This window comes from Dermacoccus sp. PAMC28757 (assembly GCF_014302635.1).
Lineage (GTDB): Bacteria > Actinomycetota > Actinomycetes > Actinomycetales > Dermatophilaceae > Dermacoccus > Dermacoccus abyssi.
In genome coordinates, this window is record NZ_CP060292.1 from 763,291 (window position 1) to 785,062 (window position 21,772).

Here is a 21,772-nt window from a genome sequence, read left to right on the forward strand (position 1 = left end):
CATGGTCAACGTTGCATTGTCGGTCGTCGTTCACGCCAAGCCGGGGAAGGAGCAGGACGTCGCGGACTTCCTCCGCAGCGCCCGCCCCATCGTCGAGCAGGAGGAGGGGACGCAGGCCTGGTTCGCCCTGCAGTTCGACGCATCGACCTTCGGGATCTTCGACGTGTTCCCCGACGACGAGGCCCGCCAGACCCACCTCTCGGGTGGCGTCGGTCAGGCACTCGCTGCGCAGGGAGCTGATCTGTTCAGCACCGAGCCGAGCATCCAGAACGTCGACGTGATCGCGTACAAGCTGCCCGGCGAGACCGCCTAGAGCATCAGCGTCGATTAACGATCTGGCCGCGATATCGCGGCCAGATCGCTATTTCTGCACCAGTCGCCCGGGCCACCTTGGGCGACCCACCGCAACGCGGCGCCGGGCAGCCCGCGGCTGCCTAGACTCACGGAGTATGTGCGGCATCGTGGCGATCCATGACCCAACCGGTCCGAACGAACAGATCGGGCGCGAGATGCTGGCCCGCATCCGCCACCGCGGCCCCGACGGCGTCGGCGAACACCTCGCCGGCTCCATCTGGCTGGGCCACGTGCGCCTCTCCATCGTCGACCTCGCGGACGGAGACCAGCCGCTCGGCCCGGCCGACGGCTTCTGGGCCGTCGTGAACGGCGAGATCTACAACCACCGCGAACTGCGCAAGGTCGAGGGCCTGCACTTCCGCCGCGACGCCACGGACTCCGACTCCGAGGCCGCCCTCGCGGCCGCCGTCGACGGTGACCTGGAGGCGCTCGCGGCCCTGCGCGGCATGTACGCCTTCGTCGTCGCGCACCCCGACGGGCGCGTCATCGCCGTCCGCGACCCGCTCGGCGTCAAGCCGCTCTACTGGGCGCACTTCGGCGGCGCGGTCTACTTCGCCTCCGAACTCGCGGCGTTCCCCGAGTCGATGCGCGGCGCCGTCGAGGACTTCCCACCCGGCTTCCGCTGGACGCCCGACGAAGGCCTCGTGCGCTTCCGTGAACTCCACATCGGCGGCGAGTTCGTCGCGTCGAAGGACGAGGCCCGCACCGCCATCCGCGACACCCTCGTCACCGCAGTGCGCCGCCGCATGATGGCGGACGTCCCGGTCGGCGTCTTCCTCTCCGGCGGCCTCGACTCGAGCCTCGTCGCAGCCATCATGGCGCGCTACGCCGATGACGTGCCCGGCCCGATTCACTCGTTCGCCGCGGGCACGGCGGGCAGCTCCGACCTCGCGGCCGCACGCCGCGTCGCCGAGCACCTCGGCCTCACCCACCACGAGCGCATCTACGACGCCGACGAAGTGGTGGCCGTCCTGCCCGAAGTCGTCACGTCGATCGAGTCCTACGAGCCGTCCCTCGTGCGCAGCGCCGTGCCCAACTACCTCCTCGCGGAGACGACCGCCGAGACCGTCAAGGTCGTGCTCACCGGCGAGGGCGCCGACGAACTGTTCGCCGGCTACGCGCACTACCGCGACATCGACGAGGCCCACGACCTCGCCGACGAACTGCGTCGCGGCATCAGCGGCCTGCACAACCTCAACCTCCAGCGCTGCGACCGCGTGTCGATGGCGCACGGCCTCGAAGCGCGCGTGCCCTTCCTCGACCGCGACCTCGTCAACCTCGCGGGCCGCATTCCGATCGAGTGGCGCCTGCCCGGAGAGCTCGGCCAGGAGAAGGCGCTCCTGCGCGAGGCGTTCACCGGCTGGCTCCCCGAGGATCTGCTGTGGCGGCCCAAGGAGCAGTTCGGTGACGGCAGTGGCACCGCTGACGTCATGACCGAACGCGCGGCCCACCTCGTGCGCGAGGACGACTGGGCCGACGAACGCGTCGCCGGCCTGCCTGCGCCGCGTACCCGCGAAGAACTCGCTTACCAGCGGATGTTCGCGACGCGCCTCGCCGGAGTGAACTCGCACGTCCTGGGCCGGTTCGCGACGGCGTGACGCGTGGCGCGTGGTGCGAAGCCCCGACTCACCGTGAGTAGCGGACTGCGGCGTCGGTGTAGCGATACCCGATAAGGAACTCGGTGATGATGACCCCGTTCGGGTAGTCCACGAGGACCTCGTCGGAGTACGCGTCCGCCTCGTCCGCGGTGGCGAAAACCCCGAGCACTGTGTTGTGAGGGGACTCGTCGTGCTGGACGATCCAGACGGAATCCGGCTTGCGTCCGGTCGGCCCGGTCGGTCTGCGCATGCTCGTCATGGTGGCACGCCGATGGCGGCGTAACACCGGCGAGCGCCCCACCCTGCGGGGTTCGATCCTGCGGTGGAAGCCACCCGATCCCTCCGTACTGAACGGTAGGTGCTCCGTGGGCGGCACCATGGCCTGAAGAGGTCGCTCGAGCACGCGAGTGACCTCCGGACGTCACGCACACACACCCGTGAGGCGTCAACCAACAGCTTCGACAACAAGGGGAGTTGGCTCAGTTGGCAACGGAATCCGCACACCGACCGGTCGAGAGCGCCGTCGTCGTCGGCGCTGGCATGGTGGGCCTGGCCACGGCGTGGCACCTTCAGGAACACGGTGTCGAGGTCACCGTCCTCGATCGCTCCGGGGTGGCCGCCGGCAGTTCGTGGGGCAACGCCGGCTGGATCTCCCCGGGCCTGTGTGTGCCGCTTTCCGACCCGTCGGTGCTCAACTACGGCCTCAAGTCGCTGCTTGATCCAGACTCGCCGCTCTACGTCCCGTTCAAGCCGGATCCGTCGCTCGCTCGCTTTCTCCTCGGCTTCGCGCGCCGATGCACGACGGGTCAGTGGAAGCGGACGATGGCCGCCTTCGTGCCACTCAACCAGCGCGCCATCGGCGCCTACGACACCCTCGAACGCGGTGGTGTGCAGGCGACCTCGCACGAGGCGCCGATCGTCGCCGCCTTCAAGAACCCGGATGACGCCGCGGGCCTCGAGCACGAGTTCGACATGATCCGCGGCGCCGGGCTCGACCTCGAGACGGAAGAGACGAGCCCTGACGTCCTGCGCCGCACGGTGCCGATCATCAGCGAGCACGTGCAGCGCGCGGTGAGCATTCGCGGGCAGCGCTTCATCAACCCCGGCGAGTACGCCCAAGCTGTGGCGGACGCCGTCACCGCCCGTGGCGGGCGTGTCATCACGGGCGCCAACGTGCGCGCTTTCCAGCACGTGCGCGAAGGCGTGCGCGTCGACCTGACCGCGGGTGAGCCGTTCACTGCTGACGTCGTTGTGGTCGCCACGGGCGCGTGGCTCCCGGAGCTGACGGCGGGCTTCGGTGTGAAGGTTCCCGTGCGCGCCGGACGCGGGTACAGCTTCAAGCTGCCCATCACCGACCCGGCAGCTCGCCCGGTCGCTCACCCCATCTACTTCCCGTACGAGCGCATCGCGTGCACGCCGATCGACGACGGCCTGCGTGTCGGCGGCACGATGGAGTTCTGCGACACGGACGACCCGCTCCACGTGGGCCGCGCCGACGCCATAGCCCGCAGTGGCCGCGACCTGCTCACCGGCGTCGACTGGGAGGCGCGCGACGACCTGTGGTGCGGCAACCGGCCCGTGCCGCTCGACGGCCTGCCGCTTGTCGGAGCGACCCGGGTGCCGGGCATCTACGTCAACGGCGGGCACGGCATGTGGGGTATCACGCTCGGCCCGCTCTCAGGCGAACTTCTCGCCGAACAGATCGTCACCGGACGCGTTGCCGACGAACTGCGTCCGCTCGACCCGCTGCGCTGACCACTCCGGACAGCCGAACGCGAAAAACGGTCCGCACCGAACCGGTGCGGACCGTTTCACGTGAAACGTCAGATGACGTCGACCGACTCGTGGTCGCCCACGCCCTGCGCGAGACGTGCGAGGTGGTAGCGGGTGTCACCGAAGGTGCGCTCGATCGATGCGAGGCGTGACGTGTAGTGACCGACTGCGTACTCGGCCGTCATGCCGATGCCGCCGTGCAACTGGATGGCCTCCTGCCCGACGAGGCGCCCGTAGGTGCCCACGAGATACTTCGCGCGGGAGACCGCGTCGACGTCGACCTCCTCGGCCAGCGCCATGGCGGCGAACAGCACGGCGCTGCGCGTCAGCTCGACGCCGACGTACATGTCGGCCGCGCGCTGCGTCAGCGCCTGGAACGTCATGAGCGGCACCCCGAACTGCTTGCGCGTCTTGAGGTACTCCACCGTCATGCCGAGGGCGGCTTCCATCGCGCCGATCGCCTCGCCCGACTGAGCGACGTTCCCCAGCGCCAGTGCGGCGTCGAGTACCTCGCGACCGCCGAGGCGAACGGCTGAGGCGCCGTCGAACGTCGCGACGGCCCGGTCGACCGAAGGCGCCTCCACGATGTAGATGCCGAGTTCGCCGTCAGCCAGCGCGGTCGTGACGACCGCATGTGCCTCGCTGAGATCGGTGTTGCCGACGCCGACGCCGCTCAGCGTGACGCCGTCACCCGAGCCCGTCGCCGTGCGCGTCGGCTGATCGGGCGCCCAGACGCCGCCCTTCTCACCGAAGGCGGTGAGAACAACCTTCTCGCCGCCGATGACATCGGCCAGCAGGTCGCTCCCCGCGGCGTCGAGCGCAGCCGCCGCAGCCATGGCGTCGGCGTACGGCAGAGCGACCCGGGCCTTGCCCAGCTCCGACGCGGCGAGAGCGACCTCGATCGACGAGGCGCCGAAACCGCCCGCGTCCTCGCTGAACGGCAGGCCGAGCAGGCCCATCTCCGCCATGCGCGACCACCCGGTGGGGTCGAACGGCTGCGGGCCCGTGGGGGCGCCGTTGCCGTCGTCCTTCGGCGTGAGGCTCGAGGCCATGTCGCGCACGGCCGAGGCCAGCGCGCGCTGTTCTTCGTTCGGCTTGAAATCCATGAGTCAGCCCCTCAGTCCGAGAATGCCGCCGGAGATGATGTTGCGCTGGACCTCGTTCGATCCCGAGTAGATCGAGGCCTTGCGGAAGTTGAGGTAGCGCGGCAGCGTCTCTCCACCCCAATCACCCGTGTGCCAGGTGAGCGCTTCGACGCCGGCGACGTCGACCATGAGCTCGAAGACCTCCTGCTGCAGTTCGCTTCCGCGCAGCTTGAGGATGGACGACGCCGGGTCGGGCCGGCCGTCACGCGAGTCGCCGGCGACGCGCAGCACCGTCAGCTCCAGGGCCATGACCTCGGCCTCGAGTTCGGCGAAGCGTGCGGCGAGCAGCGGGTCGTCGAGGGCGGTGCCGTTCGGCGAGCGGGTCTCGCGGGCGTGCTGCTTCGCCTGGGCGAGAGCGGCCTTGATCGAGCCGACGGGCGCGGCGGACGTGCGCTCGTTTCCGAGGAGGAACTTCGCGTAGTCCCAGCCCTTGTTCTCCTGGCCGACGAGCTGGTCGGCGGGCACGCGCACGTTGTCGAAGAACACCTCGTTGACCTCGACGCCGCCGTCGATCAGCTTGATAGGACGGACCGTCAGGCCCTCGCTCTTCATGTCGATGAGCAGGAACGAGATGCCCTTCTGCGGCTTGTCGGCCTTCGGGTCGGTGCGCACGAGCGTGAAGATCCAGTCACCGTACTGCCCGAGCGTCGTCCACGTCTTCTGACCGTTGACGACCCACTCGTCACCCTCTCGCACCGCCGTGGTGCGCAGCGACGCGAGGTCGGAACCCGAGTCCGGCTCGGAGAAGCCCTGGGACCACCAGATCTCGAGGCTCTTCGTCTTCGGGAGGAAACGCTCCTTCAGCTCCTGGGAGCCGAACGCCGCGATGACCGGCCCGACCATGTTGATGTTGAACGGCAGCGGGCTCGGCAGCCCGGCGCGCTGCAGCTCGGAGCGGTAGATGTGCAGTTGCAGCTCGTCCCAGCCGCGGCCACCCCACTCTTCGGGCCACTGTGGGGCGGCGAGGTTGTGCTCGTCGAGGAACTTCTGCGATTCACGCAGGATCTCGGGGACGGCTTCTCCGTCCTTCATGTAGCTGTTCTTGAGGTGGTCCGGCACCTCGTTCTCGAAGAACGCGCGCAATTCGTCCTGCAGCGCGACGTCCTCCTCGCTCAGTTTTCGCTCCACGGTGACTCCCTGGTGTGTTCGAGGCGAAAGGCGAACCTTCCCCATCCATGTCTACACCGTTGTTGAGCAATGCTCAATAAGCCGTCTGCGGCCTGGAACGCGAAAGCGGCCCGGAGCGTCCGTGACGGACGTTCCGGGCCGCTCGTGCGAGCGCTTCGGCTCAGTGCCCCATGGCAGGTTCGGCCGGCTTCTTGACGAAGAAGGTGAGCGCGACGGCGAGGCAGCAGATACCCGCGGCCGCCCACATCGCGAGCGAAACGCCACCGGAAACTGCGTCGGCCTGGTTCTCGCCCGCTTTCGCGAGCGACTCGGCGCGTGACGTCATCACTGTGACGGCGAGGGCCGTTCCGGCGCCGGCGGCCACCTGCTGCAGGGTGCCGAGGATCGACGAGCCGTGCGAGTACAGGTGACCCGGCAGCGAACCGAGACCCGCGGTGAACAGCGGCGTGAACATGAGCGCGAGGCCCAAGCTGAGCAGCGGGTGGATGAACAGGTAGACCCACCACTCGGCGTGCGGGGCGACGAGCCCGCCGAGCCCGGTGGCGACGACGACGATCATCGCGCCCGGTGTGACGAGGGGCTTCGGCCCGACCTTGTCGTAGAGGCGCCCGATACGGGGGCCGAGCAGACCCATCATGAGCCCACCGGGCATCATGACGAGGCCCGCCTCGAGCACGCTGAGGCCGCGGGTGGCCTGCAGCCACAGGGGCAGCAGGATCATCGTGCCCATCATCGCGAGCATCGCGATGCACATGACGGCGACCGCGATGCCGAAGCCGGGCGAGGCGAGGGCACGCAGGTCCATGAGGGGCGCGCCGCCGTTACGGGCCAGGCGCAGCTGACGCCACACGAGCACGGCGATGCATGCGGCGCCGACGATGACGGCCACCCAGGGGTCGACGACGGGCTCGGCGCCCGGCGTGTGCCCGCCGAACTGGCTCATGCCGTAGATGAGGCCGCCGAAGCCGACCGCTGCGAACGGGATCGAGATGAAGTCGAGCGTTCCGCCCGCCTGCGGTCCACTGCGCGGCATGAGGCGGAAACCGATGACGCCGCACACAACGGCGAGCGGCAGCACGAGGAGGAACAGCCAACGCCACGAGGCGAACTGGAGGATGAGCCCCGACGTCGTCGGGCCCAGGGCTGGTGCCACCGAGATGGCGAGCGAGACGTTGCCCATCGTGCGGCCGCGCTCGGCGAGCGGCACGATCGTCATGACCGTCGTCATGAGCAGCGGCATCATGATGGCCGTACCCGTCGCCTGCACGATGCGCCCGACGAGGATGACCCCGAAGTTCGGCGCGATCGCGGCGAGCAACGTGCCCAGCGCGAACGAGATCATGGCCGCGGCGAACACGGCGCGGCGTTCGAAGCGCTGCAGCATCCAGCCGGTCGTCGGGATGACGACGGCCATCGTCAGCATGAACGCCGTCGAGAGCCACTGCGCGGCGTGGGCCGTGACGTGGAGCGACGACATGAGCTGCGGAATCGCGTTGACCATGATTGTCTCGTTGAGGATGACGATGAAGGTGGCCACGGTGAGGATGCGCAGCACGAGCTTGTAGTCACCCACCGGCTCGGGGGCGCCGGGCGCGCTCACCGCGTCGCTCTCGGCGGCGTGCTCGGAGAACTCGTCGCTGGTGGCGGCCGGCGGCACGGGGGTGGGGATCTCGTCGGTTGCGGTTGCCGATGGCGTGGGGGTTTCGGGCATACGGGTGCTCCGGCATCGTGGAGGGTGGATTCCGGCGAAGGTGACGAGCGTCGAGGTCCGGAGAAAAGTCGGGCTTCATACTCTACGGTGAAGCGCGCCGACACAGCGAACGATTTTCGCGCCGCGGTGTGTGGTCTTCGTCGCGCCCCCACGAAACGGTTCCCTCACCGGACGGCTCGACGCCGCCCGTCGTCGACCCGGCAGACTGGGCGCAGTCGAAGGGACGAGGTGTGAGCACCGACCGCATGACGTGGGCCAGCCGGGGACGGCGAAAGCCGGTCTACCGCCACCCCGACAAGATCGAGCGCAGCGGACGCCATCTGGGGCGTGCGTGGGTGGAGAACGTCTTCTTCGTCCTCGTCATGCTGCTGTCGTTCGGCTTCGCCGTCCTGCTCCTGCTCGAGGTGCGCTGGTCGTGGTCGCTGCTGCTGTTCCTCGTCCTGTTCTGGGTCGTCATGGCTTACCTCGCGCTGCCGCGACTGCAGCGTGTGCTCACGTCGATCTACGTTCCCGACTACTTCATCGGCCGCAGCCGCACGAGTGACGGCCTGCTCGGCGATCCGCTCAACCTCGCCGTCATGGGCAGCGAGGAGCAGATCCACGAGGCGATGACGCGTGCGGGTTGGACGCGCGCCGACCCCGTCACGCTCGCCTCGAGCGCCCGGATCGTGTACTCCTCGCTCGCCCGACGCAGCTATGCCGCGGCGCCCGTGAGCCCGCTCGTCCTGTTCAACAAGACGCAGGCTTTCGCCTACCAGCAGGAGGTCGAGGGCAACCCGTCGCAGCGCCACCACGTGCGGTTCTGGCCGACGCCGGAGGGTTGGCTGCTGCCCGGCGGCACGCGCGTCGACTGGTTGGCTTCGGGTACGTACGACCGCGCGGTTGGTCTGTCGCTGTTCACACTCCAGGTGACGCACAAGATCGACCGCAACATCGACGTCGAGCGCGACTACGTCATCGGCACGGTGCTCCACGCCGTCGAGGAAGCCGACGTCCACGTCATCGAGAACTTCTCCACGGGGTACCACTCGCGCAACGGCGGCGGCGATGCCGTTCAGACCGACGGCAACCTGCCGACCCTGCACCTCGAGAAGGTGGAGGTGGCGCCCGAAGCCGGGGGATCGGTGGATGCGGTGTCGTCCGGCGCCACGAGGGTGCAGACATCCACTCCAGGCGACCGAACTCTCGAGGCGACCAACAGCGACAGCGCTCGCGACGTGCTGACGGAGGTCGGTCGACGGCCCATCCCGGTCGTCGCGGCCTTCGTCCTGACGGTGGCATCGGCGCTCCTGGCCATGGTCGGGTTGTTGTGGCGCGACCACGAGGCGCTCGGTGACAGCGGCCCGGACGTCATCAACGGGGTGCCCGTTGGTGTTTCCGAGACGACAGCGCTGTGGATCAGCGTGCTCGCCTACGCGCCCATCCTCTGGCTCGCGTGGCGCACGTTCCGAGGCGGCCTGTGGGCGCGGCTGACGATGATCGCGCTCGTCACGGCGTCCCAGGCGTGGCAGATGTGGCAGTACCTGCAAGGTGGACGCCCCACGATGACGGCGTTGCTCGGCCTCAGCATTGACCTGCTCATCGTCTACGCGCTCACGAGCCTTGCGTCGCGGGAGTGGGCGGAGACGGGGCGTGCCGCGTCCGAGGGCGTGTCCAGCGACTGAGTCCCCACCCCTACGAGGGCTGGCCGCCGTCGACCGACAGTGGCTAGATTCGAACCATGAGTGACAACGAGAACGAGACCTTCAAGCCCGACGTCGACCAGCAGGATGGCGGCCCCGGCGCACAGACCGGCGGCGACGGCGGCGAGTACAACGACACGGCCAGCGGCGGCCAGTCCGACGCCGGCAGCAAGGACGAGGGCCAGCACGGCGACGCCGACAACGCCTGATTCACCGCACGAGGGGCCACCGAGCAACGCGCTCGGTGGCCCCTCGTGCGTCGGGGGAGCCGCAGGCAGCGAGCAGGCTGGTTACGCGACTCACCGGGCCGAAGGTCCCTGAGCCTTCGGGGTGGCTGCGCCTAGCGTGGGAAGTGATCCTTCGAAGAAAGGCAGTCGCCATGTCAGAGCAGGAGCTTCGCCCCATCGTCGTCGGATTCGACGGCTCCGAGCCCTCCCACCGCGCACTCGCGTGGGCCACACGGCAGGGGCAGGTCACCGGCGCGCCGGTCGAGGTGTTGACGACGTGGCAGTGGCCGACCAACTACGGCTACGCGATGGCCTTCGAAACCACGTACCGCCCGGACGACGTGGCCCGCGAAATGGTGGCGGAGGTCGTGCGCAAGGCTGCGTCGGAGCACCGTGACGTGACGTTCTTCGCGCACATCGTCGAGGGCGAGCCGCGCAACGTTCTCGTCGACCGTTCCTCCGAGGCCGAGATGCTCGTGCTCGGATGCCGCGGCCACGGTGAACTCACCGGCATGCTGCTGGGCTCCGTGAGCGGCTACTGCGTCACGCACGCCCACTGCCCGGTGCTCGTCGTCCGCGACTGAGACCCTGGCCCCGACGACCGTCGGCCCCTGATCCGGTGGTCCGCCTCTTCCTGGGGGAGAGGCGGGCCACCGATGTTGAGCGCTGAGTGCGGCATGCGTGCCGCGTTCACCGCTCAACATCGCACGCTCAGGCGGCGGCCTCGGCGCGCTCGCGCTTGCGGTCGTACATGCAGAACGCGGTGGCCACGACGATGAGCACCATGATGAGGCCCATCGAGATGCGGAACGACGTGGGCCACGCCGTGCCACCCTCCGTCAGCGTGAACAGCACGCCGGGGATGAGCGCCGTGCCGACGGCCGTGCCGACGCGCTGACCGAGCGACAGCACACCGCCCGCGACGCCGCCGAACTTGGGGTCGACGGCATTGAGCGTCAGCGTCTGGTTGGGGGCGATCGTCATGCCCTGGCTGACGCCGATGAGCGTCAGCGGCACCGCGAATGCCCAGTACGGCAGGGAACCGGACTCGACGGGCCCCGCCACGAGAACGACGCCGAGCACCGCAATGAACGCGACGACGAAGCCCGCGATGACGAGGCGACGCCCGAGCGTCATGACGTAGCGCCCGGCGATCTGCGAGGAGACGGCGGCGCCCACGGACGAGGGCAGCCCGACGATCGACGACTCGAACGCCGAGTGGTGCAGGTGCATCTGCAGGTAGAGCGGGATGAGGATCCAGATGCTCGTCATGCCCATGAAGAACGCCGTGACGATGAGGATGCCGTTGCGGAACGACTCGGCACGGAAGATGTCGAGGTCGACCATCGGCGGGCGTCCACGGCCCTTGTACCGCTTCTCCCAGACGACGAACGCCGCCACGAGCGCGAGGCCCACCGGCAGGAGCGCCCAGACGGCAGCCCCGGCACCGCGCTCCATGAACGGCAGCATGATGACGAGCACCGCGACGGCGAGCAGCACGGTGCCGACAGGGTCGAGGTCGAGCTTCTGATCGGGTCGACGACGGTCGTTGGGCACCCAGCGCAGGCCGAGGAGGAGCGACGCGAGGCCGAGCGGCACGTTGATGAAGAACATCCAGCGCCAGCCGGCGTCGTTGCCGAGGATCTGGATGAGCAGACCACCGATGACCGGTCCGACGGCGGTGGCGACAGCGACCGTCGTCGCCATGAGAGCGAACGCCTTCGCGCGCTCCTGGCCGCGGAAGTGCTGCTGGATGAGCCCGATGGCCTGCGGGTTGACGAGGCCCGAACCGAGGCCCTGTACGACACGGGCGATGTTGAGGACGACGATGTCCTGCGCCAGGCCGGCCATGAGCGAGCCGAGCGTGAACAGTGCGATGCCGACGAGGAGCATGCGGCGCCGGCCGATGACGTCGCCGGCGCGGCCCGACGGCACGAGGAGGACGCCGAAGGCCAGTGCGTAACCGGAGATGACCCACTGCAGGCCACCCGAACTCGCGCCGGTGGACTCGCCGATCGCCGGGAGCGCGACGTTGATGACCGAGATGGCGACGAGCGCCATGAAGAGGGGGATGAGGAGCACCGTCAGGAGCCGACGGGGCCTGACCTCGGGGGTTTGTTCGGTCGTCCGTTCGGTGCTCACCGAACGACTGTACGCCCGCCCTCGTGCCGGTCTCTAGCAGACGTGGGCACGATCACTTTTCCGCGTGGTTCCGGGGGTTCCGGGCCACTTCAGGGATGAGATTCGCCCCGGCACACGACCGACCGCGAAGGGCGGATCGCGCACCGGGGCGAATCGAAGGGAGGCCGTCAGACGGCCGCGCGCACGACCTCCGTGATCGTCGTCGGTGCGTGACCCATGAGCTCCTCGAGGGCGTTCGAGTCGGTGTGCATCTCACCGGCGGCGATCGAACGGTCCACGCGTGCCTGGATGTTCGGCCACGTGGCGTCTTGGCCGTCGCTCGTCATGGTGGCGACGAGTTCGTCGGCGCTGACGACGCGGTGCACCACCGTCGTACCCGTGGCCTCGGTGATGGCCTCCGCCAGCTCGGTGAGCGTGAAGGCAGGGCCGCCCAGTTCGAACGTGCGCGACTCGGCGCCCGCGGAGCGCAGGGCGCCCACAGCGGCAGCGGCGAAGTCTGCGCGTGCCGCAGCGGAGATCGGGGCGTCGTCGGTGGCGCTGAGGATCTCGCCGGTGGCGAGGTACTGCGGCAGCTGCGTCGTGTAGTTCTCCGAGTACCAGGCGTTGCGCAGGACGGTGTGCGCGACGCCGCTGGCGGCAAGGACCTTCTCCGTCGCGATGTGCTCGTCGACGAGGGGGTTGCTCGAGGCGTCCGCGTTGAGGATCGAGGTGTAGACGATGTGAGCGACGCCGGCGTCCCTGGCCGCTTCGATGACGTTGGTGTGCTGCTCGACGCGCGCGCCGACGGCGTCGCCGGAGATGAGCAGAAGCCGCTCGACACCCTCGAGCGCCGTGCGCAGCGCGGCCGGGTCGGCGTAGTCGGCCTCGCGGACGGTGACGCCCTGCTCGGCGAGGCTCGCAGCCTTGGCGGGGTTACGGACGACGGCGACAACCTCGTCCGGTGCGGTGCCGCTCTCGAGGAGGTCGGCGACGACGAGGCGGCCGAGCGCTCCGGTGGCGCCGGTAATGGCGAGGGTGGTCATGGCAGGTCCTTTCCACGGGCGGATACTGCACATGCAACAGCGCCCCCACGCGGATGCTTCCGAGGCGCCGCCCGAGGACCAGCAGGTGGACGCGTCAGGGCTGCCGAACCGCGCGTACTACGGCGTCGACCCCGCCCATCTGGTCGTCGCGGCGGCGGTTCTCCAGGGTGACGATCTCCCACTCGTCGCCTCGTAGCGCGGCGCCCGCCTCGTCGATGCTCACCTGGTGCTGCCCTGCGGCACGGGTGGGTTCGCCCGTGGCCGGATCAACGCTCTGGTGGCCGACCATGAAGAGCGTCCCGCCGGGTGCGACGCCGCTGGCGAGGCGCGTGATCATCTCGGCCATGTCGCCGGCGCAGTGGACGTAGAGGCACAGGACGACGTCGTGCGCCCAGGGCTCGGGTGCCCAGACGCCGAGGTCCGCCTCGACCCACGTGATGCGCTCGGCGATGTCGGCCCCAGCCGCTGCGGCGGCGCGGCGTCCGAAGTCGAGTGCCGCGGGTGCGAAGTCGACGGCCGTCACGGCGCAACCGTGGGTGGCGAGCCACAGCGCCTCCGCACCGTGGCCCGCGCCGGCGTCGAGCACCGACAGCTCACCGTCAGAGCGTCGATCGGTGAAGAGCGCTTCGAGCTCGCCGGTCACGTAGGGGCTCGGCGGCTTGGTGGTGAGCATGTCGGCATGGGTGGCCATGACCTGCTGCCAACGTTGCTCCCAGCCGTCGCGGTCGAACGAGGGGTCGCTCATGCGTCGATCAGACGTGGCCGCTGAGCTGCGCCATGCGCGCTTCGAGGGTGACGAGCAGCGAATCGAGCTCCTTGGAGTTCTCGGCACTGACGGGCAACACGTCGACGGAGATCTTCGCGCCGCCTGCGAGGGCGCGCAGTTCGTCGAGCTTCGCGGCGAAGGGCGAACCGCTGCCGGGAGAGTAGTAGCGCACCGCCTCCTCCAGCCGGTCAGGGTAGAGATCGGCCTTCGTCACGGCGATGACGACCCACACGGGGCGCTCGCGACGCACCGCCATGGCGGCGATGCGGTGCGCGGTGATCGTCCAGTCCTCGAGCTCGGCCGCGAGCTGCTCCTCGACGCTCCGCTCCGGCGCACTACCGCTGACGCCGCCGCTGCGTCGGGGCGTGGCGTGGCCGTAGGCGACGACGTGGATGACCCCGTCAACGGGTGCCTCGTAGAAGACCTCGTCGAGGGCCGTCAGGCGCGTCGCCGCGTTGTCACCCGGCACCACGCGGAAGCGGAAACCCTTGAGTCGCGCGGATTTGGACGTACGGCGCTCCATCGTCGCCGACCCGTTCTCGGTGACGGCCTCCGGCGTCGTGCGTCGAGCAAGCCGGTCGACGAGACGTGTCTTGCCGACACCCGTCATGCCGGTGACGGCGACGGTCGGATAACGGCGGTGCAGCAGGGTCGACAACTTCTCCGGTGCCGTGGACACCGCGGTGAGAGCGCTTCCGGCGATGCTCGTGCCGATGGCGGCCTTGCCGGAGCCGCTCACGGCCTTTCCGATGGTATTCACGTTCTACCTCGCGTGACGTCGATGTACATCGGGGTCAACCTTACGGACGTCACCTGCGTACTCGTGCACGTCAGCGCGGCCACCGCGACAGCAGGGGACGAAACTCCCTCCAAGGGGTGGGGGTGCGAAGGGTTGTGCCGGTTAACGTGGGGGCATGACACGCGATGACATTCACGAAGCAGCCGAGAACGACGAGCCCAAGGGCGAGAAGCCGGGCTCCGGTGCCGAGCGTTCCGAGGGCGGGAGCGGGCTGAGCGGTTCCGACGCCGGCGCCGACGCCGTGCCCGAGAACACGACGGGTGGCACGAGCCCGCGCACGCCCAACCAGAGCGACTCGCCGAAGACCGCGAACTGAGCGCGCCGACCGGCGGGTAATGGCGTCGCGGCGCGCTCCCAGGGGTGAAATCCGTTGGGGGGTACCGGTTGTCGGAGGGCGTTGCTAGTGTCGCGAACATGACCGACATGAATGCACAGCAGCCGCCCACCGACCCCGACAGTGCCGCGGCGCAGGACGCTGGCGCCGCGCGTGAGCCGTCCGGCGCCCAGGGTGGCGCAGAGACGATCGGCGCCACGCCGAACAGCGACGCGGGCCGCAACGACGCGCTTCAGCGTGACCCGCAGGAGTGGGCCACGGGTGACGAGCCCATGACCGAGGCGCAGAAGTCGTACCTCGACACGCTGGCCAAGGAATCCGGCGAGCAGCTTCCGGCCGACCTCACGAAGGCCGAGGCGAGCGAGCACATCGATCGCCTGCAGGGTAAGAGCAACCGCGTCGACTGAGGTCGGCTCACTCCTCTCGCCGGGGCGGGTTCGTCATCGCCTCGGCGAGCTCGTCGTGCGCGTGTCCCTCTGACTCGCGCACGACGCCGTCCCGCGCGCCGAGCCGATCGGCGTCGGTGCGGTGCGAGCCCACCTTGAAACGGCCCTCGAAGCGTTCGATCGGCAGCGAGATGCCGACGATCTTCCCCAGCATCTCGTCGATGTAGTTGCCCGGCGCCTGGCCCATCCGCCACGGCTCTTCGCGCCCAGCCTCCATGACGCCGGTGAGTCGGGCAACGACGCCGCGCACCCACTTCGGGTCGTCGTGGACGACGAGTGTGCCCCACGCGTGGGCGACGAGATAGTTCCACGTCGGCACGACGCGGTGATGCTCCGCCTTGCTCGGGTACCAGGTCGGTGAGATGTAGTGCTCGCCGCCGCCGAACGTCGCGAGGCTCGTACCGACGTGGTGGCCGTCCTCCCACAGCGGATTCGCGCGAGCAACGTGGCCGATGAGCGTCTTGCCGCTCGGCGCATCGGCGTCGTCGACCACGAGCAGTGGCACGAGGTCAGCCTGCGGCGTCATGCCGTCGTGGGTGACGAGGGTGGCGAGGGGATGCTTCGCGACGAAGTCCACGAGGACGGCGACGTCGTCGACCCGGTCGTGGGCGGGGTTGTAGGCCATGCAGCGACCTTCTCAGGTGGACACGCTGCAGCCTCGCCGCCGTACCGTGACGATCATGAACATCGTTCGACACGGCCGCGGCACCCCGATCGTCCTGCTCCATGGCTTCGAGGCCGACCACCGCCTCGTCCTCTCCCTGGAGAGTGCCTTGCGCGCAGTACCGGGATGGCGCCGTCTGTACCCGGACCTGCCGGGTTTCGGGCGTACACCGATCGGCGACGTGGCGAGCACGGACGACGTCGTCGCCGAGGTGCTCGACCTCGTCGACGACGAGTTGGCCGGTGAGCAGTTCGCCATCCTCGGTGATTCCTTCGGCGGCATGGTGGCTCGCGCGGTGGCCCATCGACGGCGCGACAGGGTGCTCGGACTCGGACTGCTTGCGAGCGTGTTCGTCGCTGACGCGAGCGCTCGCGTGGTGCCGGAACGTGTCGTGCTCCACGAGGACACGGACGCCGTCGCCGTTGCAGGCGATTCGGCTGATGACTACGCGGACATCGCCGTCGTCCAGACGCGAGGGAACGCCGAAGCCTTCGTCGAGTTCGCCGCCCCGGGCGCGGAACTGGCCGACGGCGAGGCGATGAAGAAACTCTCGGAGAACTACCGGTTGAGCTGGGATCCTGAGGACTCCGAGCCGTTCACGCAGCCTTCCCTCATCATCACCGGGCGGCAGGATCACATCGTCGGCTACCGCGATGCCCTGAACAGGCTCGAGCACTACCCGCGCGCCACCTTCGTCACCCTCGACGAGGCGGGCCACAACGCTCACCTCGACCAGGACGCCCTCGTGGGCGCCCTCGTCGCGGACTGGCTGAGGCGGATGCGGCCCTACGACAAGCGCTGACGGCTGCGGCCTCACTAGGGTGAACCGCATGCGCAGCGTCCACCTGAGTACCGTCGTCCACCGCGACCCGCAGGTGGTCTACGCCTTCGCGCGCGACAGTCGAGAATCTGCCGCGGTGGGCGGCCGGGTTGGCCTCGTCCGAGGTTCATGCGGGCGAACGGGATGGCGAACTCGTGGCCGAATCCCCCATGGGTACAGTGCGGTTCACGTTCGTACCGGAGAATGCGTTCGGTGTGCTCGACCACGACGTCACGCTGCCGGACGGAACCGTGGTCCACAATCCACTGCGCGTGCTCGCCCACCCCGACGGGGCCGAGGTGGTCTTCACCCTGCGTCAGGCGGCGCTGACGACCGCAGAGCTCGACCGTGACGCCGCGATGGTCGAGGCCGACCTCGAGCGGCTGCGGTCCCTGCTGGAATGAAGAAGTCGGGGGTGTGTCGCGACCGACACACCCCCGACCCCTCATCGTCCGAGCGTCAGGACGCGCTCGGCTTGTCACCTTCCCACTCGCCCTCGTGGCCCTTCTCGCACCGGTACGTCCAGGGCTCGTCGGGGAGCTCCTGGCCGGCAGAGGAGCGCTTCGACGTGAACTGGGCGATCGGAGCCGAGCATTGGGGGCAGGTGCTGGGAACGTGCGGGGCAGCGTGATTCGTCATGGCACTACCTTCGAAGTATTCCCGCGCCGGCGCAAGACTTCAGGGCGTGCAGTCGCGTCGTCATCGAGGCGGGCCGAACGATCCCGGAACTCCGTCTCGCGACGGATACGCGGGTCACGCGGCCGACGCTAGCGTCGAGACATGAGCAAGAAGTCAGCGTTCGACGTCGGCCCGTCGCCGGAGGAGGTTCGTCGCGTCGCGCAGGAAGCACGAGACCTCCCGCGGGAACAGCTCGAACGGGGCGTGCTGGGATGTCTCGGGCTCGTCGTCGCGGTGTGGGCCGTGACGGTGGCGGTGGTCGCGACGAAGCTGCCGGAGCGGGTTCCGACGCACTGGTCGGGTGAGACGCCCGACGGGTGGTCGAGCCGCACGGGCGCCATCGCCCTGTTCGTTCTCACGCCCATTGCCATCTCGGCTCTGCTGGTGCTCGTCAGCGGGCTGGTGATGCGCTGGCCCCAGAGCATCAACGCGCCGCAGAAGGAGGAGTGGCTGCGCACACCGCAACGGTTGCGCACGCTCGAGCGGCTGATGCGGGAGGACATGGTGCTTCTGTCGGCGCTCATCTTCGCGCTCTTCGCCCTCATCACCGCGACGACGGGCTGGGCCGCACATCAACCCGGTGGCGCCATGCCCGGCTGGCTCATCGGCGGGGTGCTCCTCCTGTTCGTGGTGGGCATGCTCACCTTCCTCGTCACCCGGATGCTGGGCAGTCGCTACACGCCGACCGACACCGTCGACTGAGCACATGCGTCGCCCCAATCGCCCCGAGTGTCGGCGCGGCAGGGCACAGTGGGGGCATGGCTGAGATGTGGAGAGACGACGAACTCGTCGTGGGCGAGTTCACCTTCGACGCGCTGCGCTGCGGCCCGAGCGACGGCGAGACGATCCTTCTGCTGCACGGCTGGCCCGAGTCGAACGCCCAGTGGCGCGACGTGGGCCCGATTCTCGCCGAGGCGGGCTACGACGTCCTCGCCCCGAACCTGCGCGGCTACGCGCCCGGTGCGCGCCCCGCGGGCGTCGAGGCGTACGGCGTGGAGCAGCTCAGCGGAGACGTCGTCGGCATGATCGAGGCGCTCGGCACGGAGCGCGTGCACCTGGTCGGCCACGACTGGGGCGGCATCATCGGGTGGTTCGTTGCCGGCGGACACCCGGAGTTCCTCACGACGTACACCGCCGTCAGCACCCCGCACCCGCAGGCCGTCGTGCGCGCCACGATGGCAGACCCCGAGCAGCACGAGAAGCTGCAGTACATCAACCTCCTACGTCAGGAGGGGGTGGCCGAGGAGAAGCTCGCGGCCGACGACTGGGCGTACCTGCGCCGGATGATCGGCAACCTCGGCGGCGCGCGCCTCGACGAGCATCTGCGTCTGCTCGGCCAGCCCGGCGCCCTCACCGCCGTCCTCAACTACTACCGCGCCTACCGCCCCGAGACGGGCCTCGCGCTTGGCCCCGTCACCGTGCCGACGACGTACGTCTGGGGCAACACCGACGTGGCCTTCGGGCGCCGTGCCGCCGAGGGCACGGCCGACTTCGTCAATGCGCCGTACACCTTCGTCGAACTCGACGAGGGGCACTGGATCAGCGATTTGCAGCCGGAGCCGTTGGCCGACGCGATTCTCGCCCGGGTGCGCGGCTGATCAGCGCGGCAGCATCATGCCGAGCGAGTGCGGGGCCGTCTCGACGAAACCGAGCTTCGCGTAGAGCGGTCGCCCCGGCTCGTCGGCCATGAGCGTGACGTAGGGGCGAGGCGGCGCTTCCTCACGGATCTTCGCCAGGAGCGCTTCCAGTACCGCCTGCCCGAGGCCCTTCTTCTGGTGCTCGGGCAGCGTCGCCATGTCGGCGATGTGGAAGTACCACCCGCCGTCGCCGATGACGCGGCCCATCGCGACAACCTCGCCGCTCGCGCGGTGGCGCACGTGCACCCACGCCCACGAGTTAACGAGCGGCGGTTCGCCCTGGGCCTCGGTGACGGGTGACAGGCCCGAATCGGCGCGCAGCCGAAGGTAATCCGCGAGCGGCGGAGGCGAGAGCGTGAGGTCGTAGTCGGGGTGCACGGTGGCTCCTTTCGGGTCAGGGGGTCGTCGTGGTGAACAGTGGCATCAGAACAGGCTCTGCTGGCTCATCGTCTCCGGGGAGCGCACGTCCGCCGGGGCGATGCGTCGCCCGCGCAGCGCGTCGAGGTCAACGACGAGGGGGGCGTCGTCGTCATTCACGGTGGCGAGGGCGACCCCGCCGACAACGGCGGTCGGGGTGAGGCAGTGTGCGCCGCGGCTGAGGGGGTGCGGGTACGTGCCGAACACACTGTCACCGGTGAAGAACCCCGCGTGCTGCGCTGGTGGCTCCCACGGGTCGAGCGCGAGCTCGAGGCCACTGGCTTGGAGGAACGCGCGGGCGTGTTCGACCGCGTCGGCGTGCGCGCCGTCGAGGCGCTCGCGGGAGAGCGGTTTCGTGAGGGAGCCGGCCTTGCTGCTCCTGTGTTTCGTCTGCGGGATGCCGGTCTCGGCCGTCACCGCGTCCTCGTGCACGCGGACGGCGGTGCCGTCGGCTGCTCGGGCAATGTAGGTGGCACGCACGGCGCCCTGCTCGTCGAGGCGTGCCCTCCCGCGCGACGCCGACGCGGTGCCGACCTTGCTCGCGCCGTCCGCGAATGTCGCGATGTAGAGCCAATGCGGCCGCGCGAGATAGCCCGTCAGCGACTCGGGCACGTAGCCGCCGCGGTGCACGTGATGCATGAAGCGCGAGTCGTCGCGCTGGGCACACTGCTCGCACTGCACTCCGACGGTGACGGTGCGCCGCCCGTCGCAGGGCACGTAACGGGCGTCTCCGGGGCGGGCTGCGTCGAAGCGGCCGGTGCAGAAGCGGACGTCGGGCTGGACGCGGAACGCCATGCGGCGGTTCATGATCGGCGCGCGGAGCCGTTCGCCGTGGTCGGTCAGGACGACGAGGTGCGGCTCACCACCCGCCCACGAGGTGGTCTGCACGAGAGCAGGGGCGTCGGAGCGCCAGAAGTCGTCGTGCATGACGCCCAGCAAACCACGGTGGCGGTCGGGTCGAGTTGGCCGGTCGTCGCGGCTGACGCAGTTCGGCGCGCCTGATGCGTTGTGAGCGGGTTCAGAGTGCGTCACGTGCACCGAAGTGCATCAGCTGCCCGCGCGTTCGGCGGAACACGTGCGGCTCGTTCCCTGTTGTCTCCTGCGAACGACGACCCCGAACAAGGAGTTCGACATGTCGAAGATTCTCTTCGTCGTCAGCGCAGCCACGAACTGGACGCTCGCGGACGGTACGCAGCACCCCACCGGATTCTGGGCCGAGGAGCTGCTCGCCCCGTACCGCCTCTTCACCGAGGCCGGTGACACCGTCGAGTTCGCGACGCCCGGCGGCGTAGCGCCCGTCGCGGACGAGGCGAGCCTCGCCCCCGAGGTGAACGACGGCAACGACGTGCGACCCGAGCTCGACGCCATCGACGCGCTCAAGCAGCCGCTCAACCTGTCCGACGTCGCACTCGACGACTACGACGCCGTCTTCTACCCCGGCGGTCACGGCCCGATGGAGGACCTCGCGGTCGACGCCACGTCCGGCAAGCTCATCGCCGACACCCTCGCAGCGGGCAAGCCCGTCGCCATCGTCTGCCACGGCCCGGCGGCGCTGCTGCCCGCGCGGGACGAGAACGGCGACCCGGTCGTCAAGGGCCGCAAGCTAACCGCCTTCTCCAACGAGGAGGAGCGCGCAGGAGGCAACGCCGACAACGCCAAGTGGCTGCTCGAAGACCGCCTCCGTGAGGACGGCGCCGAACTCTCCGTCGGTGAAGCGTGGCAGCCCAACGTCGTTGTCGACGGCGACCTGCTCACCGGCCAGAACCCGGCCTCCAGCAAGCCCCTCGCCGAGGAGCTCAAGAAGCGCCTGGGCTGACGCGTCGCCGCGCCCGAACACTTGAGGGCGCTGGGTCGATCTCGGTGCGGTTGGGCAGGGTGTGCGACTACCCAGCCGCACCGAACTCTGCCCAAGGAGGCTCCGCACCCGAGGCGCGTGGAGTCACGTTGTGGGTGGCGGGTGTCATGCTCGATTCATGAAGACACCAGAGGGCGGGCACACCACCAACTACGCCGACACTCTCATCACGGTCGCGCCAGACACCCGCGCCGTGGCGGGCTCGCCGCCGCCCACCGGCAAGGGCAGCGTGGCCGAGCGTCAGTTCGCGCTGCTCCATGGGCATGACTACGAACTGACGAGCGACGACGTTCTGTTCACCGTGAGCGCCGATCGCAGCGGTGTCCCGGACGGCGAGCGTCACGCCGCACGCGAGGCCTTCTTCTCCAACGGCCAACCGTGCCTGCGCACGTCACCGCTTGCGAAGACGTACGGGTGGGGTTTCCACTTCGACGCCGACAGCCGCGTCGCGCTCGTGGCCGTCGACTCGCCCCGTTACGCCGAACTCGTCGAGGACGACGCCGTGACCAAGCACCCGGCCATGAAGTCGCGTCGTTGAGCGGTTTTCGAGCGCTCTCTGAAGCACCTCAGAGCC

At 69.3% G+C, this 21,772-nt stretch carries 26 protein-coding genes; 14 read left to right on the forward strand and 12 right to left on the reverse strand.

Annotated features, from left to right (window positions below; all coding sequences use genetic code 11):
- The first annotated feature begins 1 nt into the window (after position 1).
- On the forward strand, positions 2 to 313 hold the full coding sequence (locus H7F30_RS03690) for a putative quinol monooxygenase (RefSeq protein ID WP_047310908.1): 312 nt from the start codon (positions 2 to 4) through the stop codon (positions 311 to 313).
- 136 nt (positions 314 to 449) lie between these two features.
- Entirely contained in the window at positions 450 to 1,952 is a 1,503-nt protein-coding gene (asnB, locus tag H7F30_RS03695) for an asparagine synthase (glutamine-hydrolyzing) (RefSeq protein ID WP_187036789.1), read from the forward strand.
- A 28-nt stretch (positions 1,953 to 1,980) separates the two neighbouring features.
- Here the strand turns inward: asnB and H7F30_RS03700 are convergent, their stop codons facing one another.
- Complete coding sequence (locus tag H7F30_RS03700) at positions 1,981 to 2,202, reverse strand: hypothetical protein (RefSeq protein ID WP_187036791.1); 222 nt, start codon at positions 2,200 to 2,202, stop codon at positions 1,981 to 1,983.
- A gap of 233 nt (positions 2,203 to 2,435) precedes the next feature.
- Here H7F30_RS03700 and H7F30_RS03705 point away from each other — a divergent pair, with 233 nt between their 5' ends.
- Positions 2,436 to 3,707, forward strand: a complete 1,272-nt coding sequence (locus H7F30_RS03705; RefSeq protein WP_255464947.1) for an FAD-binding oxidoreductase — start codon at positions 2,436 to 2,438, stop codon at positions 3,705 to 3,707.
- A 68-nt stretch (positions 3,708 to 3,775) separates the two neighbouring features.
- Here the strand turns inward: H7F30_RS03705 and H7F30_RS03710 are convergent, their stop codons facing one another.
- The 3 genes from H7F30_RS03710 to H7F30_RS03720 form a co-directional block, all read right to left on the reverse strand.
- Positions 3,776 to 4,831: an acyl-CoA dehydrogenase family protein gene (locus H7F30_RS03710; RefSeq protein WP_187036793.1), complete on the reverse strand. Its 1,056-nt coding sequence runs from the start codon at positions 4,829 to 4,831 to the stop codon at positions 3,776 to 3,778.
- 3 nt (positions 4,832 to 4,834) lie between these two features.
- Complete coding sequence (locus H7F30_RS03715; RefSeq protein WP_187036795.1) at positions 4,835 to 5,998, reverse strand: acyl-CoA dehydrogenase family protein; 1,164 nt, start codon at positions 5,996 to 5,998, stop codon at positions 4,835 to 4,837.
- A gap of 160 nt (positions 5,999 to 6,158) precedes the next feature.
- Complete coding sequence (locus H7F30_RS03720; RefSeq protein WP_187036797.1) at positions 6,159 to 7,709, reverse strand: MDR family MFS transporter; 1,551 nt, start codon at positions 7,707 to 7,709, stop codon at positions 6,159 to 6,161.
- A 230-nt stretch (positions 7,710 to 7,939) separates the two neighbouring features.
- Between H7F30_RS03720 and H7F30_RS03725 the strand changes: the two genes are divergently transcribed.
- The 3 genes from H7F30_RS03725 (at position 7,940) to H7F30_RS03735 (ending at position 10,202) form a co-directional block, all read left to right on the forward strand.
- Positions 7,940 to 9,373 carry an LssY C-terminal domain-containing protein gene (locus tag H7F30_RS03725; protein ID WP_370562932.1) on the forward strand — a complete coding sequence of 478 codons (1,434 nt, stop codon included), beginning with the start codon at positions 7,940 to 7,942 and terminating at the stop codon, positions 9,371 to 9,373.
- 56 nt (positions 9,374 to 9,429) lie between these two features.
- Positions 9,430 to 9,600, forward strand: a complete 171-nt coding sequence (locus H7F30_RS03730; RefSeq protein WP_187036799.1) for a hypothetical protein — start codon at positions 9,430 to 9,432, stop codon at positions 9,598 to 9,600.
- Between the two features lie 170 nt (positions 9,601 to 9,770).
- Positions 9,771 to 10,202, forward strand: coding sequence for a universal stress protein (locus tag H7F30_RS03735; protein WP_187036801.1), 432 nt, complete (start codon positions 9,771 to 9,773; stop codon positions 10,200 to 10,202).
- Positions 10,203 to 10,329: 127 nt separating this feature from the next.
- Here the strand turns inward: H7F30_RS03735 and H7F30_RS03740 are convergent, their stop codons facing one another.
- The 4 genes from H7F30_RS03740 to H7F30_RS03755 all read right to left on the reverse strand — a co-directional run bounded on the left by H7F30_RS03740 (position 10,330) and on the right by H7F30_RS03755 (position 14,308).
- Positions 10,330 to 11,760 (reverse strand): MFS transporter, encoded by a 1,431-nt coding sequence (locus H7F30_RS03740; RefSeq protein WP_231579520.1) that lies wholly within the window; start codon positions 11,758 to 11,760, stop codon positions 10,330 to 10,332.
- A gap of 167 nt (positions 11,761 to 11,927) precedes the next feature.
- On the reverse strand, positions 11,928 to 12,782 hold the full coding sequence (locus H7F30_RS03745) for an SDR family oxidoreductase (RefSeq protein ID WP_129665827.1): 855 nt from the start codon (positions 12,780 to 12,782) through the stop codon (positions 11,928 to 11,930).
- A gap of 94 nt (positions 12,783 to 12,876) precedes the next feature.
- Entirely contained in the window at positions 12,877 to 13,527 is a 651-nt protein-coding gene (locus H7F30_RS03750) for a bifunctional 2-polyprenyl-6-hydroxyphenol methylase/3-demethylubiquinol 3-O-methyltransferase UbiG (protein WP_187036802.1), read from the reverse strand.
- A gap of 7 nt (positions 13,528 to 13,534) precedes the next feature.
- On the reverse strand, positions 13,535 to 14,308 hold the full coding sequence (locus H7F30_RS03755; RefSeq protein WP_187036804.1) for a GTPase domain-containing protein: 774 nt from the start codon (positions 14,306 to 14,308) through the stop codon (positions 13,535 to 13,537).
- Between the two features lie 154 nt (positions 14,309 to 14,462).
- Between H7F30_RS03755 and H7F30_RS03760 the strand changes: the two genes are divergently transcribed.
- Entirely contained in the window at positions 14,463 to 14,663 is a 201-nt protein-coding gene (locus H7F30_RS03760) for a hypothetical protein (RefSeq protein ID WP_047310919.1), read from the forward strand.
- Between the two features lie 98 nt (positions 14,664 to 14,761).
- Positions 14,762 to 15,088 carry a DUF3072 domain-containing protein gene (locus H7F30_RS03765; RefSeq protein WP_047310920.1) on the forward strand — a complete coding sequence of 109 codons (327 nt, stop codon included), beginning with the start codon at positions 14,762 to 14,764 and terminating at the stop codon, positions 15,086 to 15,088.
- A 7-nt stretch (positions 15,089 to 15,095) separates the two neighbouring features.
- Here H7F30_RS03765 and H7F30_RS03770 read toward each other — a convergent pair whose 3' ends face one another.
- Positions 15,096 to 15,752 carry an FMN-binding negative transcriptional regulator gene (locus H7F30_RS03770; RefSeq protein WP_187036806.1) on the reverse strand — a complete coding sequence of 219 codons (657 nt, stop codon included), beginning with the start codon at positions 15,750 to 15,752 and terminating at the stop codon, positions 15,096 to 15,098.
- 55 nt (positions 15,753 to 15,807) lie between these two features.
- On the opposite strand from H7F30_RS03770, the gene H7F30_RS03775 reads away from it, so the two are divergent.
- Positions 15,808 to 16,593 (forward strand): alpha/beta fold hydrolase, encoded by a 786-nt coding sequence (locus tag H7F30_RS03775; RefSeq protein ID WP_118913620.1) that lies wholly within the window; start codon positions 15,808 to 15,810, stop codon positions 16,591 to 16,593.
- Positions 16,594 to 16,766: 173 nt separating this feature from the next.
- Positions 16,767 to 17,015, forward strand: coding sequence for a hypothetical protein (locus H7F30_RS15100; RefSeq protein ID WP_370562937.1), 249 nt, complete (start codon positions 16,767 to 16,769; stop codon positions 17,013 to 17,015).
- Positions 17,016 to 17,070: 55 nt separating this feature from the next.
- Here the strand turns inward: H7F30_RS15100 and H7F30_RS03785 are convergent, their stop codons facing one another.
- Positions 17,071 to 17,250 (reverse strand): hypothetical protein, encoded by a 180-nt coding sequence (locus tag H7F30_RS03785; protein ID WP_187036808.1) that lies wholly within the window; start codon positions 17,248 to 17,250, stop codon positions 17,071 to 17,073.
- Positions 17,251 to 17,391: 141 nt separating this feature from the next.
- Here H7F30_RS03785 and H7F30_RS03790 point away from each other — a divergent pair, with 141 nt between their 5' ends.
- Together H7F30_RS03790 and H7F30_RS03795 are read left to right on the forward strand one after the other, a co-directional pair.
- Positions 17,392 to 17,991, forward strand: coding sequence for a DUF1648 domain-containing protein (locus H7F30_RS03790; protein WP_118913591.1), 600 nt, complete (start codon positions 17,392 to 17,394; stop codon positions 17,989 to 17,991).
- Positions 17,992 to 18,047: 56 nt separating this feature from the next.
- On the forward strand, positions 18,048 to 18,887 hold the full coding sequence (locus H7F30_RS03795; RefSeq protein WP_187036810.1) for an alpha/beta fold hydrolase: 840 nt from the start codon (positions 18,048 to 18,050) through the stop codon (positions 18,885 to 18,887).
- Here the strand turns inward: H7F30_RS03795 and H7F30_RS03800 are convergent, their stop codons facing one another.
- Together H7F30_RS03800 and H7F30_RS03805 are read right to left on the reverse strand one after the other, a co-directional pair.
- Positions 18,888 to 19,304: a GNAT family N-acetyltransferase gene (locus H7F30_RS03800; protein ID WP_187036812.1), complete on the reverse strand. Its 417-nt coding sequence runs from the start codon at positions 19,302 to 19,304 to the stop codon at positions 18,888 to 18,890.
- A gap of 45 nt (positions 19,305 to 19,349) precedes the next feature.
- Complete coding sequence (locus H7F30_RS03805) at positions 19,350 to 20,270, reverse strand: DUF2797 domain-containing protein (protein ID WP_187036814.1); 921 nt, start codon at positions 20,268 to 20,270, stop codon at positions 19,350 to 19,352.
- 205 nt (positions 20,271 to 20,475) lie between these two features.
- On the opposite strand from H7F30_RS03805, the gene H7F30_RS03810 reads away from it, so the two are divergent.
- Positions 20,476 to 21,159 (forward strand): type 1 glutamine amidotransferase domain-containing protein, encoded by a 684-nt coding sequence (locus tag H7F30_RS03810; RefSeq protein WP_187036816.1) that lies wholly within the window; start codon positions 20,476 to 20,478, stop codon positions 21,157 to 21,159.
- Between the two features lie 157 nt (positions 21,160 to 21,316).
- Positions 21,317 to 21,736 carry a DUF6157 family protein gene (locus H7F30_RS03815; RefSeq protein WP_118913589.1) on the forward strand — a complete coding sequence of 140 codons (420 nt, stop codon included), beginning with the start codon at positions 21,317 to 21,319 and terminating at the stop codon, positions 21,734 to 21,736.
- Positions 21,737 to 21,772 lie beyond the last annotated feature (36 nt).

Coding starts and splice junctions, on each gene's coding strand:
- H7F30_RS03690 (WP_047310908.1), top strand. CDS start 2: ATGGTCAACGTTGCATTGTCGGTCGTCGTTCACGCCAAGCCGGGGAAG.
- asnB (WP_187036789.1), top strand. CDS start 450: ATGTGCGGCATCGTGGCGATCCATGACCCAACCGGTCCGAACGAACAG.
- H7F30_RS03700 (WP_187036791.1), bottom strand. CDS start 2,202: ATGCGCAGACCGACCGGGCCGACCGGACGCAAGCCGGATTCCGTCTGG.
- H7F30_RS03710 (WP_187036793.1), bottom strand. CDS start 4,831: ATGGATTTCAAGCCGAACGAAGAACAGCGCGCGCTGGCCTCGGCCGTG.
- H7F30_RS03720 (WP_187036797.1), bottom strand. CDS start 7,709: ATGCCCGAAACCCCCACGCCATCGGCAACCGCAACCGACGAGATCCCC.
- H7F30_RS03730 (WP_187036799.1), top strand. CDS start 9,430: ATGAGTGACAACGAGAACGAGACCTTCAAGCCCGACGTCGACCAGCAG.
- H7F30_RS03735 (WP_187036801.1), top strand. CDS start 9,771: ATGTCAGAGCAGGAGCTTCGCCCCATCGTCGTCGGATTCGACGGCTCC.
- H7F30_RS03745 (WP_129665827.1), bottom strand. CDS start 12,782: ATGACCACCCTCGCCATTACCGGCGCCACCGGAGCGCTCGGCCGCCTC.
- H7F30_RS03750 (WP_187036802.1), bottom strand. CDS start 13,527: ATGAGCGACCCCTCGTTCGACCGCGACGGCTGGGAGCAACGTTGGCAG.
- H7F30_RS03760 (WP_047310919.1), top strand. CDS start 14,463: ATGACACGCGATGACATTCACGAAGCAGCCGAGAACGACGAGCCCAAG.
- H7F30_RS03765 (WP_047310920.1), top strand. CDS start 14,762: ATGACCGACATGAATGCACAGCAGCCGCCCACCGACCCCGACAGTGCC.
- H7F30_RS03770 (WP_187036806.1), bottom strand. CDS start 15,752: ATGGCCTACAACCCCGCCCACGACCGGGTCGACGACGTCGCCGTCCTC.
- H7F30_RS03775 (WP_118913620.1), top strand. CDS start 15,808: ATGAACATCGTTCGACACGGCCGCGGCACCCCGATCGTCCTGCTCCAT.
- H7F30_RS03785 (WP_187036808.1), bottom strand. CDS start 17,250: ATGACGAATCACGCTGCCCCGCACGTTCCCAGCACCTGCCCCCAATGC.
- H7F30_RS03790 (WP_118913591.1), top strand. CDS start 17,392: ATGAGCAAGAAGTCAGCGTTCGACGTCGGCCCGTCGCCGGAGGAGGTT.
- H7F30_RS03795 (WP_187036810.1), top strand. CDS start 18,048: ATGGCTGAGATGTGGAGAGACGACGAACTCGTCGTGGGCGAGTTCACC.
- H7F30_RS03805 (WP_187036814.1), bottom strand. CDS start 20,270: ATGCACGACGACTTCTGGCGCTCCGACGCCCCTGCTCTCGTGCAGACC.
- H7F30_RS03810 (WP_187036816.1), top strand. CDS start 20,476: ATGTCGAAGATTCTCTTCGTCGTCAGCGCAGCCACGAACTGGACGCTC.
- H7F30_RS03815 (WP_118913589.1), top strand. CDS start 21,317: ATGAAGACACCAGAGGGCGGGCACACCACCAACTACGCCGACACTCTC.